This is a genomic window from Flavobacterium sp. (assembly GCF_035299245.1).
Taxonomy (GTDB): domain Bacteria; phylum Bacteroidota; class Bacteroidia; order Flavobacteriales; family Flavobacteriaceae; genus Flavobacterium.
Map to the genome: position 1 here is coordinate 30267 of NZ_DATGWY010000008.1, position 17350 is coordinate 47616.

A 17350-nucleotide genomic window follows, 5' to 3' on the forward strand; every position below is an offset into this window, starting at 1 on the left:
GCCAAGCTATTTTCAACTTTAAAAATTAATAATGGAATCAGTTCAAAATATAAAACAACGATTTGAAATCATCGGAAACGATCCGAAGCTCAATCGTGCGGTAGAAAAAGCCATCCAGGTTGCTCCTACTGACATATCGGTGTTGGTTGTAGGAGAAAGTGGTGTGGGTAAAGAAAGTATTCCGAAAATTATTCACTCTCTTTCGCACCGAAAACACGGTAAATACATTGCTGTCAACTGTGGTGCAATTCCGGAAGGAACCATTGATAGTGAGCTTTTTGGCCATGAAAAAGGTTCGTTTACGGGCGCAACTGGTGCTCGTGATGGTTATTTTGAAGTGGCTGATGGCGGAACTATTTTTTTGGATGAAGTGGGCGAATTACCACTAACTACTCAAGTACGATTGTTGCGTGTATTGGAAAACGGTGAATTCATCAAAGTAGGTTCATCGCAAGTACAAAAAACCAACGTGCGTATTGTGGCGGCAACCAATGTGAATATGTTTGATGCGATTGAAAAAGGTAAATTCAGAGAAGATTTATACTATCGTTTGAGTACTGTTGAAATTGCACTTCCACCGTTACGCGACAGAAAAGAAGACATTCATTTATTATTCCGAAAATTTGCCTCTGATTTTGCTCATAAATACAAAATGCCAGCCATTAAGTTGGATGATGATGCCGTAAAATACCTATTGAGTTACCGCTGGAGCGGAAACATTCGACAATTGCGAAATGCTGCGGAACAAATTTCGGTATTAGAAACCAAAAGAGAAATTTCGTTGCAAACGTTGATGTCGTATTTACCGCAAGATGGAAGTCATCTGCCAAGTGTTATTAAAGATAAAAAGAACGATGATTTTTCGACCGAAAGAGACATTTTATACAAAGTGCTTTTTGACATGAAAAGCGACTTGAACGACCTGAAAAAACTGACTTTAGAATTAATGAAAAACGGCACCAAAGTGCAAGACATTAACCCGAGTTTGATTCAGAAAGTATACGGAAAAACCGAAGAAAATGCCTTTTTTGAAGAAGAACCGCGTATGGAAATGATTCCGACTAATAACGAAGTAGAACAAGAAGAATTTGACGACGATGGAGACGATTCGAACTATCTTTTTGCCGAAACCGTTGAGGAAGAAGAAGTACTCAAACTGGAGCAAAAAGAAATCGAACTCATCAAAAAAGCACTCGACAGAAACAAAGGAAAACGAAAAGCAGCTGCCGACGAATTAGGAATTTCAGAACGAACTTTATACCGAAAAATTAAACAGTTTGATTTGTAATTAGTACTTTCGCTAATCTCAAAACCTCAGTTTGAACACTTTAATTATAAATGAATAAAATAAAATACATCCTACTATTAATTGTAGCACTAACGTTCAACAGTTGCAGTGTCAAATACGGATTCACAACTGCTGGACCAATGGATCCCAAAACTAAAACATTTCAAGTCAATTATTTTCAAAATACTGCCGATTTGGTTGAGCCCGGAATTGAGCGAACTTTCACTTTGGAACTTCAAAAAATCATCCAAAATCAAACCAATTTGAACTTGGTTTCTTCGGATGGTGATTTATTATACGATGGTGAAATTGTAGAATATCGAGTAACTCCAATGACCGCAACTGCCGATCAATTGGCGGCACAAAGTAGACTTACCGTAAGCGTAAACGTTCGATTTACCAATAAGAACAAAGAAAAAGACGATTTTGAAAAACGATTCTCGTTCTACTACGATTATCCTGGAACCGAACAATTAACCGGCGGACAATTAACAACTGCTTTATCAATTATATTCGAAAGAATCACTCAAGACATTTTCAACGAATCACTCGCTAAATGGTAATTAAAAAGTCTCAGTTTACAGTTATATAACATCAATCTGAAGTTTAAAGTCTAAAATTTAAATGAACCTCACCGACTACACCTATCTCATCAACAAACCCGACGCCATGAACGAGCGTCACCATGCTTCGTTAGAGAAAGTAGTCGAAGAATTTCCTTATTTCCAAAGTGCACGTGTGTTGCGATTGAAACACCTTTACAACCAAAATAGTTTCATTTACAATTACGCATTAAAAGTGGCTGCAGCGTACACCACCGATCGAAGTGTACTTTTTGACTTCATCACTTCTCCTTCTTTTACCACAGTTCAAAACGGATATTACGAACAAAAACTAGCCGAATTGCTTAACATTAATGTAATTGGTAGCGAAGTAATAGATGGAATCAACCATGAAAATGAAGTCTCAACTCAACCAAATGCATTAGAACAATCCATTTTATCGTCCATAAAAGAATCGGATCAACCCGATGAAGACAGTAAAACCATCTCAAACGAAGCCGAACTCAGCGAAACCAAGCTAGAAATTGGAAAACCTTTGGATTTTTCAGTCAATGAAAAACACTCGTTTCAAGAATGGCTACAACTCTCTCGTTTCAAACCCATTGACCGAAATACAGTTGAAAATCAAAGCCTCGAAGATTTTGACAAAAAGAAAAAACTGGAACTCATTGATAAATTTTTAGAAACCAATCCAAAAATTCCGCCCATATCAAAAGACGATGTTGCTCCTATTCCACAGCCAACTATAGAAGACAAGTCCTATTTAATGACAGAAACTTTAGCAAGAGTTTACCTTGAACAAAAAAAATATTCACGCGCGATTCAAGCCTATGAAATATTAATTTTGAAATATCCAGAAAAAAGTAGTTTCTTTGCAGACCGTATTTCAGAAATAAATAAATTACAACAAAATAATAGTTAAAACAATGAGTACATTTTCAATCTTTTTAGTATTAATAACAATCGTTTGCTTCTTATTAATCATCGTAATAATGGTTCAAAATCCTAAAGGTGGAGGATTATCTTCTTCATTTGGAGGATCTCAAATGTTGGGTGGAGTTCAAAAAACAACCGACTTTTTAGATAAAAGCACATGGACATTAGGTGGAATATTAATTTTATTAGTTTTATTATCGAGCTTAAGTTTCTCTGGAGATTTGAACGATAACAAACTAAAAACAATCGACGAAGCAGAAACAGTTGCTCCTAAAAAAGAAACTACTGCTCCTGCGACTCCTGCTAAAACACCAGCAACTCCAGAAAAGAAATAATTTTTAAATACTATAAATGAAAGTCCCGAGCAATCGGGATTTTTTTTTGAAGCAAATGGCTTGGGCTTTTTCAGCAATCCATTTTCCCGCTTTTCGCTTCAATACCTTTGTCAAAGTTTCCAACTTTAACAAAGGTATTTTCTCTACAATCGGGGCTAAAAATAGAAATGCCATCCCTTTTGCAACCATCCCAAACCAAATACAACTGAAAAATTGTCAGTTTTAATGCATTGGCACAATTTCTGACTAACCAAAAGCAACCTAAAAAATTTAATTAATTAAAAATATACATTATGGCATTAAACATCAAACCTCTTTCAGACAGAGTGATTATCGAGCCCGCAGCGGCCGAAACTCAAACAGCATCTGGAATAATCATTCCTGACACTGCTAAAGAAAAACCGCAAAAAGGAACTGTTGTTGCTGTAGGAAATGGTAAAAAAGACGAACCATTAACCGTAAAAGTGGGCGACACTGTACTGTACGGAAAATACGCTGGAACCGATTTAAAATTTGACGGGAAAGATTACCTCATCATGCGCGAAGATGATATTTTAGCGATTATTTAATTTGCAATAAGCAGTAAGCCTTAGGCAATAAGCAACATGAGAGATTTCAAAAAATATGATATTTGGCAATTAAGTCATCTTCTTACTTTAGAGATTTATAAAATAACTTCTCTATTTCCAAAAGAAGAAATTTATGGCCTAAGTAGTCAAATTAGAAGAGCGGTTTCTTCAATACCAACCAACATTAGTGAAGGTTGTGGAAGAAATAGCGACAAAGAATTTAATCAATTTTTAAATATTGCCCTAGGTTCAGCAAATGAAACAGAATACCTTTTAATTCTGCCTAAAGATTTAAATTATATTTCTGAAGAACAATTTTCAGACTTAGATTCTAAAATTAACACAATCAAAAGTAAAATATACAAATTAAAAGAAAAGTTAAACTAGCTTGAAGCGTAAAGCTTACAGCATAAAGCATAAAATTAAAATGGCAAAAGATATAAAATTCGACATTGAAGCACGCGACGGTTTAAAACGCGGCGTTGACGCATTAGCAAATGCAGTAAAAGTAACTCTCGGACCCAAAGGTCGTAATGTAATCATCGGAAAATCATTTGGTGGACCGAATGTTACTAAAGACGGTGTTACCGTTGCAAAGGAAATTGAATTGAAAGATCCATTAGAAAATATGGGTGCGCAAATGGTAAAAGAAGTGGCGTCAAAAACCAATGATTTGGCGGGTGACGGAACTACAACTGCTACTGTTTTAGCTCAAGCCATCGTCAAAGAAGGATTGAAAAACGTAGCAGCTGGCGCTAATCCAATGGACTTAAAACGCGGAATCGACAAAGCCGTAGAAGCTATTGTTACCGATTTAGGCAAACAAGCCAAAGAAGTAGGTTCATCTTCTGAAAAAATCAAACAAGTAGCCTCTATCTCAGCCAACAACGACGAAGTAATTGGTGATTTAATTGCCACTGCTTTCGGAAAAGTAGGTAAAGAAGGTGTGATCACTGTGGAAGAAGCCAAAGGAACTGACACTTATGTTGATGTGGTGGAAGGAATGCAATTTGACCGCGGTTATTTATCGCCTTATTTTGTAACCAACCCCGAAAAAATGAATGTAGAATTGGAAAATCCTTACATTCTTTTGTACGACAAAAAAGTATCTTCATTAAAAGAATTACTTCCTGTTTTAGAACCCGTAGCTCAATCCGGAAAACCATTATTAATCATCGCTGAAGATGTTGATGGGGAAGCTTTATCTACTTTGGTAGTGAACAAATTACGCGGTGCCTTAAAAATTGCTGCTGTAAAAGCACCTGGTTTTGGCGACCGCAGAAAAGCAATGTTAGAAGACATCGCCATTTTGACTGGCGGAACGGTTATAGCAGAAGAAAGTGGCTATACTTTAGAAAATGCTACTTTAGAAATGTTAGGAACAGCCGAAAAAATAGCCATCGATAAAGACAACACTACTATTGTAAACGGCGCTGGAAATGCCGATTTAATCAAAAATAGAGTGAATCAAATTAAAGGTCAAATGGAAACAACTACTTCTGATTACGACCGCGAAAAACTACAAGAACGTCTAGCTAAATTGGCTGGTGGAGTTGCTGTTTTATACGTTGGAGCTGCTTCTGAAGTAGAGATGAAAGAGAAAAAAGACCGTGTTGATGATGCATTACACGCGACTCGTGCAGCCGTTGAAGAAGGAATAGTTGCTGGTGGTGGCGTTGCTTTATTACGTGCTAAATCGGTTTTAGATAAATTAAAAGCAGACAATGCAGACGAAGCAACCGGAATCCAAATTGTAGCTCGCGCTGTTGAATCTCCGTTAAGAACCATCGTTGAAAACGCAGGTTTAGAAGGTTCGGTTGTAGTTGCGAAAGTGGCAGAAGGTAAAGGTGATTTTGGTTATAATGCCAAAACTGATGAATACGTTGACATGCTCAAAGCGGGTATCATCGATCCTAAAAAAGTAACTCGAGTTGCATTAGAAAACGCAGCTTCTGTAGCGGGAATGATTCTTACTACTGAGTGTGCTTTGGTTGAAATTAAAGAAGAAAACGCTGGTGGCGGAATGCCAATGGGTGGCGGAATGCCTGGAATGATGTAATAAATAAATTCCAAATAGTAAAAAATCCGTTCTAGTTTTTAGAACGGATTTTTATTTTATTCAAAATCTTTATTACATTTGATTCATTCTTAATCATTTATTTATGCCAAACCGCACCCAATTAAACGCCTTTATTCTTATTATTTTTTTTCAAATCCTATTTTTCGATGCAAACGGTCAGTCAAATTTGACCACAAAGGAAAAAATAACTTCGGCATTTGAAAACTATTTCAAAATGGAACGCGAAAACATTCACGTTCAATTGGATAAAACTATATTCTTCACCAACGAGTCTATTTGGTTTAAAGGATATGTATACAACAAAAAACTCAACTTGCCTTTTTACACAACTACAAACGTTTATTTACAAATTTTTGACGATTCAGGGAAAAAAATTGACAGCCAACTATTGTATTGCATGAACGGAGTTTTTTCAGGAAAAATCAAACTAAATTCGAAGTATAAATCAGGTTATTATTACTTGCAATTTTACACCAATTGGATGAATAATTTCATTGAAGATGAATCATTTGTACAGCGAATAAAAATTAAACAATTTAATGATAAAACCATCCCATTATTAGAATCCATAAACCCTGCAAAAATAAATTTAGCCTTCTTCCCTGAAGGCGGAAAATTAATTAGCAATGTACTCAACTCTATAGGTGTAAAAGCAACCGACATCAACGGAAAAGAGATTCCGAATTTAACAGTAGAAATTCTAGACAGCAAGAATCAAACTTTAAAATCTTTTGTGACCAACTCATTCGGAATGGCGAAATTTGTTCATATCCCAGATAATGAAAATTGCAAAGCAGTTGTTAACTACAACGATTCAAAATGGGAATATTCTTTACCGAATTCAACTACAAACGGAATAAGCCTAGAAATCAACAATTATACAATAGATGATAAAACTATTGTCAAACTAAAATACAATATTGAATATGAAGAAGCCATTAGAAACACTCCTCTATTCATCGTCATTCAACAAAATGAAAAGTCAAATATAATTGACCTCAAATTGAATGAAAAAAGCACAATAAAAGAACTTTCTTTTTCCAATGATTATTTGTTCAATGGAGTGAATTCAATTCGTGTTATTGATGCAAACCTAAACCAAATTGCCGAGCGTTTGATATACAAACCTGTGGCAAACGAATCAAAATCAGCTTTTACAATCAGTACAAAAAATAATGAGATTATTGATTTTTCAATTAATTCAAATTGGGTGGATGCGTGTTCTAGCATTTCTTTTTTACCTATTAGCACCAAACTATCTAGTAATGAAAACATTTTGAACAGTTTTATTTTCAACTCTTATTTAAACAATAAGATAATTGTTAAAAGAAATTATTTCATGGAGATAAATAGAAACCAAAGATTTGAAATAGATTTACTTTTACTGAACCAAGAAAAAAACAAATACGACTGGGAAAACATCAAGCAAATTACACCTAAAGAAACCTTTGCATTTGATCGTGGCATACAAATAAAAGGTACTATTAACAGCGTAAAAGGGTTGACTAATTTTAAAAATCACCGAATTCAACTTAAAAACATTTTGTCTGATGTGCTGAGTTCAACTGAAGTAATAGAGAACAATGAATTCTTCTTTGAAAACACCAACGTTACTGATTCACTTCATGTATACTGTGATTTAATCAGCAAAGTTGATCGAACAAAAAAAGACATGATTTACAGTATTGTGTTGGTAAATAAAGACAGAATATTCAATAAAAATTACACCCCAACACCTTACGTATATCCTGAGAAAAAAGACAATAATTCTCTTTATGATATTGAGATGCCGTGGTTTGATAGCAATACCATTTTGCTTAAAGAAGTTGAATTGAAAAAAGAGATAAATGTTCTCAAAAGACAAAACCAAATAGGTAATTCTTATTTGCGCGGTTACAAAATTGGAGTAACAATTTCTCCTAATATGGGAGTATTGGATTTTATTGAACAAAATGGTTTCAATGTCTCTAAAAGAGTGGGTGCCGTCTCTATTACCGGAAGAACTCGAAATTCTCTAAATGGAGTTCCCTACACAACTCCTGTAGTCTATATAGATGGGAGGCAATTGATGGACTTTGAAGAATTATCTGGAATGAGAATGGAGGACCTAGACGAAGCCTATATTAGCTCTAACGCCATTGTTCCTTCAATGAACAACAATTTAGGTATTATAAAATTATACCGCAAAGCAACTGATTTCTCTTCTTCCAAAACGGTACAAAAACCAAAAGTAATTAGTGGAGGATTTAAAACAATAACTCCTTTTGAAAATGCAGAATACCTAAGTGAGTACTCAACAGGTTTTGAAAATTTTGGACTAATCTATTGGCTTCCTTGGGTTTTAACTGATGAAAATGGCAATGTAAAAATAGCCATCACAAACAAAAATCATGTAAAAACCAAAGTCGTAATTGATGGTTTTTCTAACGACGGTAAACTTATTTCTGAAGAAAAAGAAGTCGAACTAAAATGATTAAACACTTCTCTTTTTCAATATTTTCATCAAAACCGGAATGGTAGTCACTAAAATAATTCCGATTACAATGTATTCAATGTAGTGTTTTAAGTCAATCCCAAATGAATTCAAAAACAATTCATATAAATAATGACCTGCAAAAATCATGGTAAAAGACCATAAGAATGAACCCAAAACATTATAAAACATAAAACGCTTTCTGTCCATTTCTACAATTCCAGCAATCACTGGAGCGAAGGTTCTAACAATTGGTAAAAAACGGGCAAATACTACTGCTCTATTACCGTATTTATCAAAAAAATCTTTCGACTGAAATAAATATTTCTTTTTGAAGAAAAAACTATCTTCTCTTTTGAACAAATACGTGCCACTTTTCTTTCCAAACCAATAACCAGCCATGTTTCCTAGAATTCCCATTGCAGCTACAAGAGTGGCTAAAAAAGTAACATCAACAAAATCACTTCCCGTTGAGAAATCCTGCATTAGTAATTGACTGTATATTCCGCAAAGAAAAAGCAAACTATCACCCGGCAGAAAAAACCCAGCCAACAAACCTGTTTCAGCAAATACAATAAATAAAACTACATAAAGACCAATCTTTACGCCTCCTACTTGTAATAATATATAAAATTCAGGATTAAACAGTTGCTTCCAATCGAAATGTTCCATGCACTTTTGGGGTGTAAAATATGAGTTTTGTTTGTTTGTTTTCCGACTTTAAAATCGAGAGCGTGAAAGTAATTATAATTTCTTGGATTTGGTAACCTTTACTTGTTTTTTGACTTAAATTTAATAAAAATCTACTCTTTGTACAGTGTCAAATTTTGAAATAACGTCAACGAAATTGCGTGATTCATAACATCATTTCCCAACTGAGGATTGATTAGTTGATTCATGTATGCCAATTCAAAACGCGTGCTTTTTTTATGATGAATCCCAAAACCAACCAAAAATCGATTTTGATCAAAAAATTTGCTGTTCACTTTATTATCACCTAAGTTCATAAAAACCTCATCCTGAAGCACAATATAAAGTTCGTCATTACCCGATTTAAAATGGGTTACGTGAAATAAATTCCGATTCAAATACCGCAATCGGTTTTGAAAATTCGTAGCCGTTTTCTCAATCGAACCATTCACTACTCCAATTTTATCAACAAATCGCTGTTCCAAACGAAAACGGTTGATGAACAAGTTCCTTTCCTCATTCCACCTTTGATTGTGTTGCACTTGTTCCCAGATTCGATCTTCGTTAAAATAATCATTCAATTGCGGGCTCAACGTATTGATTAATCCATAACCTGCTGTCAGACTCACTTTCTTATTTAGATTATAAAATCCGCCAACCCGAAATAAATTTTGATTGCTTCGGTTCAATTCACCATCCAGACGAAACTGGGCTTCAATGTGATAACCCCATTTTTTAGAAATGTTGTGTTGCCCGATGTAAGCAAACCAATTCACGTGATTGTGGTCGATTTCTTGTGCCCATCCAATAGTAGAAATCAGCAAGAGTAAAAATAGTTTCTTTATCATACCATAAGTCTTTTTTACAAATTTAAAAGAATAAAAAAACTCCTCATCGAAACAAGGAGTTTATTATGATTTATTTAAACATTTTTATTTACGTTCGTACTGGCAACAACCGTGTAAATTAGCATAATCTTCGTCGGTTGCTTTTACATCATCGGTATCGTGACCTACTTTTGCTACTGCTTTTTTCACGTCGGTTACCGAACATTTTTCTTCATTAAGAATCAAATGTAAAACGTGGTCGTCTAAATGATATTCAGCACTTTTTACTCCTTTTACAGAGAAAGCCGCTTTTTCAATACGTTTTTTACACATTTCACAATTACCATTTACCTCTACATCGTATTTGGCATTTTTATTTTTTTTCTCTTGTGCTTGTGTGGAAAGTGTTACAACTAATAACATCACTCCTAAAATTATATTTTTCATCTTTTATTTTTTTATTGTTATTGATATTGAATTTGATTTTTGATACGGTTATTTAATTTTAAAACGCAATCCTGCATAATACATCTGTCCAAAAATGGGTGCATAGACAATGGAAGTATCAAAATGCATTCCAAAAGGGTTATGATCTCCTAGAATAGCATCATCTTGACGGTAATTCCCAATATTTTCTCCACCAATGTACATTTCGAATGTACTTGAGAATGTTCGTGTAATTTGTGCATTCATCACCGCAAACGAAGGCGAGAATTCAGGCAAACGATCTTCTACAGGATTGGTTGCTGTAAATGGCAACTGCTGTTTTCCTAACCAATTGGTTGTAAAATCAAATTTCCATTGCTGACCTTTGTCTTTGATGTGTGTTTCGAATTCGATGTTTCCAAAAAGGCGGTGTTTTGCCTGTAACGGACGCTGAAAACTTCCTGAAAGATAATCGGTAGAAATATCGTAATATTTGTACGCCGTTCTCAAATTCAGATGCTTGATGATTTCTAAATTGAAATCCAACTGCAAACTATTGGCATACGAATCGCCTTTTAAGTTGTAAAACAACACTTGCTGTGGACTTTGCATTACATCAACAACGGCTTGATTCTGAAAATCGGTTCGGTAGAAATCCAAAGTCACATCGGCCGATTTGCCGAATAACTTGAAATTCTGAGTAAAACTCATTCCGTAATTCCACGCAATCTCCGGATTCAAACCATATAATTTACCGTCATTATCCAAAATTGAAAATTGTCGTGAACTGGCAAAAAGTTGTTGGTTTTCGGCATAAATATTGGCTGCGCGTCTTCCTCTTCCTGCTGAAAAACGAAGGACTGATTTTTCCCATGGATTGTAACGCACGTGCAAACGAGGTGTAATGAACGAACCCAAACGATTGTGATTGTCCACTCTTACTCCTAAAATATAACTGAATTTATCCGTGTCATCATAGGTATATTCAAAGAAAGCACCTACCGAATTGTCAATACGTCCAACATCTACTCGATTCACTTTTTCTACATAATTATCGTACGAAAAATTCAATCCTGTTGAAAATTTGTGTTTGGTATTATTGATGATGGAATTGAAAATCAAATTCGAATAATAGCTCTGTTGCTGAATGTCGTACTGATTCAAACCAAAGTACGATTCTTGATTGTGGTTGCTAAAAGCATTCTGAAATCCGATGCTTTGGTACGGCATGTCTTTGAAAACATAACCTACTTTCGAACTGAAATCAAGTCTTTCAGTGTTGATTTCTGAACCCCAATGATTAGTAGTTAGTCGATCGGTATCGGGATCAAAATCGTATTCGCCTGTTTGCTTTTCGTCTTTCATAAAACGCGCATTGATGAACGAAACCCAACCCGATTCGGGATTGGAATACTGCCATCGGTTGGAAATATTCAATTGTTTTCCCAATGGATTATCCAAAAAGTGATCGTGATTCATGTCGTTTTTTGCCACACGAGCATTTCCATGTACAAACAAACTGGTCGACCATTTATCGGTCACTTTTTTGTTGAAATGCGTATTCAATTCGAAACGACTATCGGTTGAACCGTAAAAATTAAGGAAAAACGGAATGTCATTAGCAGGTTTGATGATTTCGGTATTGATTTGCCCCGAAATACTTTCATATCCATTAACTACACTTCCGGCTCCTTTTGTGATTTGAATACTTTCGATCCAAGTTCCGGGTGTAAAAGACAAACCATACGCTTGTGATGCACCGCGCACCGAAGGAACATTTTCTTCGGTAATCATCAAATACGGACTAGTCAAACCCAACATTTTGATTTGTTTGGTTCCCGTCAAAGCATCCGAAAAATTCACATCAATGGATGGATTCGTTTCAAAACTTTCTGCTAAATTACAACAAGCTGCCTTGAGCAACTCTTTACTAGTGACCACAGAAGTATTTGTGGTTTTTTTGAGTGATTTTTGTATGCCTTTCTTCTTCTTATCAACCACAACTTCTTCTAATTTTTCTTGTGAAAAAGTGGAAATAGAGAAAAGCAATACAAGTAATGTGAGTATATTTTTCATTTAATTAATTTAATATTCATAAGTGTTTTTGTTCCTTAAGAATACTAAATTAAGCGTAGAAAATGTATTGAGAATAAAGTTGATAGAGCGGCGGTGCATTGGCATCGCAGTAATATTCAAGCTGTTGAGTATCAGAATAAGACACAACTTCGACAAACTGAGTCGGTTGCCATTCATTAATGATAAAAACCGAATCCAAATCGAGGGAAAACGATTTGATAACGATTTTTTCAGTATCGTCATCCAGATTGATTTCTTTATCAGAACAGCACTTTTTGTGGCTGGTTTCTATTTTAGCGCAACATGCTTTTTCTTCAACAACGGGAACTTCACACACTTCTTCTTTAGAAAAAACGGTAGAAACCGCTGCGATAGTATTGCCACAATAATGCACATTCAATGCTAATCCCGAGTTGGAAGCCAACAGGAAAAATGCTAAAAGTAATGCTATGTGCTTTTTAAATTGCATGATACAAAGATACAAAACCAAAACGAAAAATTGTGTTAAATAGTATTTGAGGAGTTTTTTGAAACTAAACCATCTTTCGAAAAGTATTGCCCTAGCCCAGATCGAAGAGGAAAGCTTTTTGCCAAAGCGATTGAGTTTTACTTATTGAACCAAAGCGACCAAAGGAAGCTCTTGGTTTAATTTAGTAAAACCAATTGATTTAAAAAAACTTGAAACGCAGAGCTGGACACGAGCTCCAAAAGAGCGAACTGACGAAGTATTAGCTTCAAAAACTACAATTCAACCGTTTGTCCCATCATTGGAACGGCGCAATCGTAACCGTATTTTTCATGAATTTTGATGCGTAGTTCGTCGGCAGGTTGGTTTTCTCCGTGTACTAAAAACACTTTTTTTGGCTTATTTTCTAATGCCGACAACCAATTGAGCAAATCATTTTGATCTCCATGTGCTGACAAACCTTCGATTTCGAGGATTTTGGCCTGAACTTCGTAGTATTTTCCACGAATTTTGATTTCTTTGGCACCATCCAATAATTTTCGTCCGCGAGTTCCTTCGGCTTGATAACCTACAATTATTACCGTTGTTTCAGGCAAACCGATGTAGCGTTCCAAATAGCTCAAAACACGTCCGCCCGTAATCATTCCGCTTGCTGCAATAACCACTTTGGTGCGTTTATCGTAAATTGCATTGATGGTTTCTTGATAGTCTGAAATCATCGAAAATTGTTTGCACATGGCATCGCTCTCTTCACTTGATAGTTTGTGCCATTTTTTGTTGCTCTCAAAAATATCGAGCATACTGATTCCCATTGGTGTATCAATAATGTAAGGCATATTCGGAATCTTATCTTCTTGTTTCAATTGCCAAATTAGATACATTATCGTTTGCGCGCGTTCTACTGCAAAACTCGGAATAATTACGGTTCCGCCATTATTATAGGCATTGTTGATGTATGTTTCCAATAGTAATTTCGCATCTTCGTCGGGATGAATTCGGTTGCCGTACGTACTTTCTAAAAATACATAATCCGCTTTTTTGGGCTGGGTTGGTGCGAACATTAATACATCGTCGTCGCGACCAATATCACCAGAAAAAACTAAGGTTTTGTTTTCCAAATGCAACGCAATGGAACACGCACCTAAAATGTGTCCAGCATTAGTGAAAACAGCTGAAATCTCGGCATCCAAAGCTACTTCTTCGTTGGGTTGGATAACCCTGAAAAGCGGCAGAACGCGTTCAACTTGTTCGACCGTGTACAAAGGTTCGGCGATTTCGTGTTTGGAATACTTTCCTTCGTTGGCTTGATTGGCTTCTTCCTCTTGAATTTTGGCACTGTCGCGCAAGATGAGTTTGGTAATTTCTTTAGTTGGACTTGTGCAATAAATTTTGCCTTCAAAACCTTGATTGACCAATCGCGGTAACCAACCACAATGATCCAAATGGCCATGTGTAAGCAAAACATAATCGATGGTGGATGGCAAAATGGGTAACGGTTCCCAATTGAGTTCACGCAACGGTTTCACTCCTTGAAACTGACCGCAATCAATTAAAATTCGGATTCCGTTACTCTCTACTAAAGTTTTGGAACCCGTAACTGTTCCTGCTCCGCCTAAAAATGTTACTTTCATGATTTAAAATAATTACAAAGTGAAGTGGCTTCCTTGATGACGTTTTTCATTCGGATTGAACTGAGTCCGATTTGCTCTAAAAATTCGGGGTTTTTAATTAAATCGACAACCAATAAGCAATTCAAAGTGAGTAATCGGTCTTTTTCACTTCGGGTTAATGTGGTTAAACACGTAGTTGGATATAATCCTTTCTGATCGATTTTGGTTCTCAGATTATTGTTTTTGGGATAATCCCAACTGAGCAAATTCAAGCCCGAACAATGAGCAAAAGTGATGGCATCCAGAGTAAATCGGCTGTTAGTGACAATCCAACAATTGGAAATTTGATCTTTTTTACTGTAAATGATGTGATTTTTATCTTTCAAATCATTGAATCGGGAAAGAATGTACATGGGCACTTTTACGTCAGTTCTCACTTCGTTACTACTGTGAAATTTACATTCTACCATCGAAATTTGATTGTCTTTTTTTAAGACGACATCAATCTCGTGGGAAACACATTTTCCGTTGAGAGTCAAATTAGTTTGAGTAGTGAATCCTTCTGACTCAAAAATACGCGCGATGAATTTTTCAAAATAAAAACCTGCTGGACCTAATAATAATATGGCATCTCTTAGATTGTACTGAGCAGCAAAGGAATTGGATTCTTTTTTGAGCAATCCGAAAGCGATTTTGTATATCTGTTTGGTTGGAATTCCGTCGTAAATAACGTTGTTAATGTGTTGCATTATAGCCTCAACAACATCTTGATTGGCACCTGATTTTAAAAGTGATTTTCTGAGTTTAGACGCATCAAAATCGACAACAATACCCGAATGTTTTACTACTTTCATGTCCTTTATTATTAAGTTCAATGAATGAAAAACTTACATTAAAGGTACGAAAAATTAAGTTTATTTCATTCTTTTCTGATAATAAAAAGCAGGTATAAAAAGCAGTAAAAATATAGGTTGAATAATGAATCGTCTGATGTAGAATAAGGTCATTTTACTTTCTTCTCCAAAAAACTGCAGCACAAAAAAGAAGCTTATCATCAGTATCGAACCCAGAATCATGTAAAGTAAAATGGAGAATTTGGTGAACTTCCGGTCTTTAAAAAGCACATATAAAAGTGCAATGGATAATACGCTGTTCAGGTAATAGCGAAAACCCAAGCTAAAAAACAGTTTAACCGTTTGGATTTGTGGAAAAGGTAAATGCGCGTATTCTTCTTTGAAATACTTTAAAAATGGATCGTAAAAAATAGTGTGTTCAAAAGCACGGACTGCAATTAAAAGCAGCACAATAATAACTGCATAGCCAATTTGTTTTTTATTTTTTAGCATAAGAAGAATAATTATTAACCCAAATTACCCACAAAACGAATACTACTCCGTAGATGAATAAAGGAAAAACGACACTGTGAAGAAAATCTTGGTATTCGTAGTAATGATACACCGCCATACTCAATAAAGCAATCCGAAGTACATTAAAAATATGAATGATTACTAGTCCGGAAAGAATAAAAAGCACCATCGTTTTGAATTTTCCCGAAAAAGCAATAATAAAACTAACGAATAAAATCATCACACTCAACGCATTACAACCTTCAATGATGCGCGCCACCCATTTATTTTTATAGAACAATTTTACGCTGGGCTCAGTTAGATTAGGCATTGTATACGATTGATCATCGACTAAAGACAAAACCACTTTCGTTTGATTAGCCACCGAAATGGTAAAACCATCAACCTCGTTATTCTTTTGATCAAAACGATTCAAATACGATTGATATATAAAACTAAGCACCAAATAAGTGACAAAAAATTTGACTAAAAAAAGCAGAAACGACTTGTATTGAAGGATGTATTCTTTCAAATTATTTTTTTAACAAATTTATATAAAAGTTAGGATTTCCAATGGTTACTTTTGCAAAAAGAATATAGAAAGCTGAAAGCTGAAAGCTAAAAGCTAAAAATAGAACATAGACACGATGAAATACGAGAATTTAAAACCAGAGGTAGTTGCAATCCTTAACCAAGACGACCAAAGTAGAGACGAGAAGTTGACCAATTTGTGTCAGTTCCTATCCGATTCTGTTGCGCATTACAATTGGGTTGGATTTTACTTTGCCAATCACGAGAATAAAACGTTACATCTTGGACCGTATGTTGGCGCTCCAACCGATCACACTGTAATTCCGTTTGGAAAAGGAATTTGTGGCCAAGTAGCCGAATCGAATGCTAATTTTGTAGTTCCTGATGTTTCAGAACAAACCAATTACATTGCGTGTAGTTTTACCGTGAAATCCGAAATTGTGGTTCCGCTTTTTGTAAATGGCGTAAACATTGGTCAGATAGACATCGACAGTCATGTAATTGATCCCTTCACCGAAGACGACGAACGCTTTTTGGAGTTTGTGAACGAAGAAGTAGCCAAGTTATTTTAAAAAATATACCCAACAAAAAATCCTTTCAACCATACAATTGAAAGGATTTTTACTTTTAAAAACTATTTATTAAACCTCTAGAACGCTGTTTTCTGCACCTGCAAATTCGTTGTATCGGTAGCTGTCTGCTTCTGGCTCATTTGCGTACTCAAAACCATCAATTAGGTATTTGAATTCGAAAGAATTATCTTTTGGTAATTCGAAAACGCCTTTAAAAGTTCCGTTTTTCAATTTTGATAATTCTCCTTCGCTAGCATTCCAATTGTTGAAATCACCTACAACAGCAACTGAATTTGATTCTTTAGCTTCTACAGAAAATGTTACTTTACAAACTGGTTTTGTTTTTATAAATTGTTTCTTTACTGACATAATTAAAATTATTTAAAAATTACTCAGCAAAGTAACACAATAATAATCAACGTTTTACAGTTCGATAGCACTTTTATCAATATACAAAAAAAGTCGCTCATATCGAGTCAAATCGTTAATTTTGAGGTTAATATTCCGATAAATTGAAAATAAGAAATCGTTTTCTTAAAAATTAATATCATTTTGCAATTTT

Annotated in this window: 19 protein-coding genes; 9 read left to right on the forward strand and 10 right to left on the reverse strand. The window is 35.1% G+C overall.

Annotation, left to right across the window (positions count from 1 at the left end; all coding sequences use genetic code 11):
* Positions 1 to 31 precede the first annotated feature (31 nt).
* From VK161_RS05880 to VK161_RS05915, 8 genes are all read left to right on the forward strand, one after another.
* Positions 32 to 1288, forward strand: coding sequence for a sigma-54 dependent transcriptional regulator (locus VK161_RS05880; RefSeq protein ID WP_324213833.1), 1257 nt, complete (start codon positions 32 to 34; stop codon positions 1286 to 1288).
* A gap of 50 nt (positions 1289 to 1338) precedes the next feature.
* Positions 1339 to 1851, forward strand: a complete 513-nt coding sequence (locus VK161_RS05885; RefSeq protein ID WP_324213834.1) for an LptE family protein — start codon at positions 1339 to 1341, stop codon at positions 1849 to 1851.
* 61 nt (positions 1852 to 1912) lie between these two features.
* Entirely contained in the window at positions 1913 to 2773 is an 861-nt protein-coding gene (locus tag VK161_RS05890) for a tetratricopeptide repeat protein (RefSeq protein WP_324213835.1), read from the forward strand.
* 4 nt (positions 2774 to 2777) lie between these two features.
* The gene (secG, locus tag VK161_RS05895; RefSeq protein ID WP_324213836.1) at positions 2778 to 3122 is read left to right on the forward strand and encodes a preprotein translocase subunit SecG; all 345 of its coding nucleotides are present in this window, start codon (positions 2778 to 2780) and stop codon (positions 3120 to 3122) included.
* A 293-nt stretch (positions 3123 to 3415) separates the two neighbouring features.
* The gene (locus VK161_RS05900; protein WP_324213837.1) at positions 3416 to 3691 is read left to right on the forward strand and encodes a co-chaperone GroES; all 276 of its coding nucleotides are present in this window, start codon (positions 3416 to 3418) and stop codon (positions 3689 to 3691) included.
* Positions 3692 to 3727: 36 nt separating this feature from the next.
* A complete protein-coding gene (locus tag VK161_RS05905) occupies positions 3728 to 4078 on the forward strand; it encodes a four helix bundle protein (RefSeq protein ID WP_324213838.1) in 351 nt (116 codons plus the stop codon).
* A 40-nt stretch (positions 4079 to 4118) separates the two neighbouring features.
* Positions 4119 to 5750, forward strand: a complete 1632-nt coding sequence (groL, locus tag VK161_RS05910) for a chaperonin GroEL (RefSeq protein ID WP_324213839.1) — start codon at positions 4119 to 4121, stop codon at positions 5748 to 5750.
* A 103-nt stretch (positions 5751 to 5853) separates the two neighbouring features.
* Complete coding sequence (locus tag VK161_RS05915) at positions 5854 to 8244, forward strand: hypothetical protein (protein WP_324213840.1); 2391 nt, start codon at positions 5854 to 5856, stop codon at positions 8242 to 8244.
* Here VK161_RS05915 and VK161_RS05920 read toward each other — a convergent pair whose 3' ends face one another.
* The 9 genes from VK161_RS05920 to xrtF all read right to left on the reverse strand — a co-directional run bounded on the left by VK161_RS05920 (position 8245) and on the right by xrtF (position 16217).
* Entirely contained in the window at positions 8245 to 8916 is a 672-nt protein-coding gene (locus VK161_RS05920) for a DedA family protein (RefSeq protein ID WP_324213841.1), read from the reverse strand. It abuts the gene before it with no gap.
* Between the two features lie 131 nt (positions 8917 to 9047).
* Positions 9048 to 9782 carry a DUF2490 domain-containing protein gene (locus VK161_RS05925; RefSeq protein ID WP_324213842.1) on the reverse strand — a complete coding sequence of 245 codons (735 nt, stop codon included), beginning with the start codon at positions 9780 to 9782 and terminating at the stop codon, positions 9048 to 9050.
* An 84-nt stretch (positions 9783 to 9866) separates the two neighbouring features.
* Positions 9867 to 10208, reverse strand: a complete 342-nt coding sequence (locus VK161_RS05930) for a metal transporter (protein WP_324213843.1) — start codon at positions 10206 to 10208, stop codon at positions 9867 to 9869.
* A gap of 48 nt (positions 10209 to 10256) precedes the next feature.
* Positions 10257 to 12263, reverse strand: a complete 2007-nt coding sequence (locus VK161_RS05935) for a TonB-dependent receptor plug domain-containing protein (protein ID WP_324213844.1) — start codon at positions 12261 to 12263, stop codon at positions 10257 to 10259.
* 49 nt (positions 12264 to 12312) lie between these two features.
* Positions 12313 to 12732 carry an HYC_CC_PP family protein gene (locus VK161_RS05940; RefSeq protein WP_324213845.1) on the reverse strand — a complete coding sequence of 140 codons (420 nt, stop codon included), beginning with the start codon at positions 12730 to 12732 and terminating at the stop codon, positions 12313 to 12315.
* A gap of 272 nt (positions 12733 to 13004) precedes the next feature.
* Positions 13005 to 14360 carry an MBL fold metallo-hydrolase gene (locus VK161_RS05945; protein ID WP_324213846.1) on the reverse strand — a complete coding sequence of 452 codons (1356 nt, stop codon included), beginning with the start codon at positions 14358 to 14360 and terminating at the stop codon, positions 13005 to 13007.
* Entirely contained in the window at positions 14357 to 15193 is an 837-nt protein-coding gene (locus VK161_RS05950; protein WP_324213847.1) for a restriction endonuclease, read from the reverse strand. The genes VK161_RS05945 and VK161_RS05950 overlap by 4 nt, the downstream gene beginning before the upstream one ends.
* A gap of 60 nt (positions 15194 to 15253) precedes the next feature.
* A complete protein-coding gene (locus tag VK161_RS05955) occupies positions 15254 to 15685 on the reverse strand; it encodes an exosortase F system-associated membrane protein (RefSeq protein ID WP_324213848.1) in 432 nt (143 codons plus the stop codon).
* Positions 15672 to 16217 (reverse strand): exosortase family protein XrtF, encoded by a 546-nt coding sequence (xrtF, locus tag VK161_RS05960; protein WP_324213849.1) that lies wholly within the window; start codon positions 16215 to 16217, stop codon positions 15672 to 15674. Before xrtF ends, VK161_RS05955 begins: the two co-directional genes overlap by 14 nt.
* Before the next feature lie 115 nt (positions 16218 to 16332).
* Between xrtF and VK161_RS05965 the strand changes: the two genes are divergently transcribed.
* Positions 16333 to 16788, forward strand: a complete 456-nt coding sequence (locus VK161_RS05965) for a GAF domain-containing protein (protein WP_324213850.1) — start codon at positions 16333 to 16335, stop codon at positions 16786 to 16788.
* 69 nt (positions 16789 to 16857) lie between these two features.
* Here the strand turns inward: VK161_RS05965 and VK161_RS05970 are convergent, their stop codons facing one another.
* Complete coding sequence (locus tag VK161_RS05970) at positions 16858 to 17157, reverse strand: isoamylase early set domain-containing protein (protein WP_324213851.1); 300 nt, start codon at positions 17155 to 17157, stop codon at positions 16858 to 16860.
* Positions 17158 to 17350: the final 193 nt, after the last annotated feature.

Bases quoted from the DNA above. Each gene is read 5' to 3' on its own strand.
- VK161_RS05885 (WP_324213834.1), top strand. From the start codon at position 1,339: ATGAATAAAATAAAATACATCCTACTATTAATTGTAGCACTAACGTTC.
- VK161_RS05935 (WP_324213844.1), bottom strand. From the start codon at position 12,263: ATGAAAAATATACTCACATTACTTGTATTGCTTTTCTCTATTTCCACT.
- VK161_RS05940 (WP_324213845.1), bottom strand. From the start codon at position 12,732: ATGCAATTTAAAAAGCACATAGCATTACTTTTAGCATTTTTCCTGTTG.
- VK161_RS05900 (WP_324213837.1), top strand. From the start codon at position 3,416: ATGGCATTAAACATCAAACCTCTTTCAGACAGAGTGATTATCGAGCCC.
- VK161_RS05880 (WP_324213833.1), top strand. From the start codon at position 32: ATGGAATCAGTTCAAAATATAAAACAACGATTTGAAATCATCGGAAAC.
- VK161_RS05955 (WP_324213848.1), bottom strand. From the start codon at position 15,685: ATGCTAAAAAATAAAAAACAAATTGGCTATGCAGTTATTATTGTGCTG.
- VK161_RS05925 (WP_324213842.1), bottom strand. From the start codon at position 9,782: ATGATAAAGAAACTATTTTTACTCTTGCTGATTTCTACTATTGGATGG.
- VK161_RS05965 (WP_324213850.1), top strand. From the start codon at position 16,333: ATGAAATACGAGAATTTAAAACCAGAGGTAGTTGCAATCCTTAACCAA.
- VK161_RS05905 (WP_324213838.1), top strand. From the start codon at position 3,728: ATGAGAGATTTCAAAAAATATGATATTTGGCAATTAAGTCATCTTCTT.
- groL (WP_324213839.1), top strand. From the start codon at position 4,119: ATGGCAAAAGATATAAAATTCGACATTGAAGCACGCGACGGTTTAAAA.
- VK161_RS05970 (WP_324213851.1), bottom strand. From the start codon at position 17,157: ATGTCAGTAAAGAAACAATTTATAAAAACAAAACCAGTTTGTAAAGTA.
- VK161_RS05915 (WP_324213840.1), top strand. From the start codon at position 5,854: ATGCCAAACCGCACCCAATTAAACGCCTTTATTCTTATTATTTTTTTT.
- VK161_RS05890 (WP_324213835.1), top strand. From the start codon at position 1,913: ATGAACCTCACCGACTACACCTATCTCATCAACAAACCCGACGCCATG.
- VK161_RS05930 (WP_324213843.1), bottom strand. From the start codon at position 10,208: ATGAAAAATATAATTTTAGGAGTGATGTTATTAGTTGTAACACTTTCC.
- secG (WP_324213836.1), top strand. From the start codon at position 2,778: ATGAGTACATTTTCAATCTTTTTAGTATTAATAACAATCGTTTGCTTC.
- VK161_RS05945 (WP_324213846.1), bottom strand. From the start codon at position 14,360: ATGAAAGTAACATTTTTAGGCGGAGCAGGAACAGTTACGGGTTCCAAA.
- VK161_RS05920 (WP_324213841.1), bottom strand. From the start codon at position 8,916: ATGGAACATTTCGATTGGAAGCAACTGTTTAATCCTGAATTTTATATA.
- VK161_RS05950 (WP_324213847.1), bottom strand. From the start codon at position 15,193: ATGAAAGTAGTAAAACATTCGGGTATTGTTGTCGATTTTGATGCGTCT.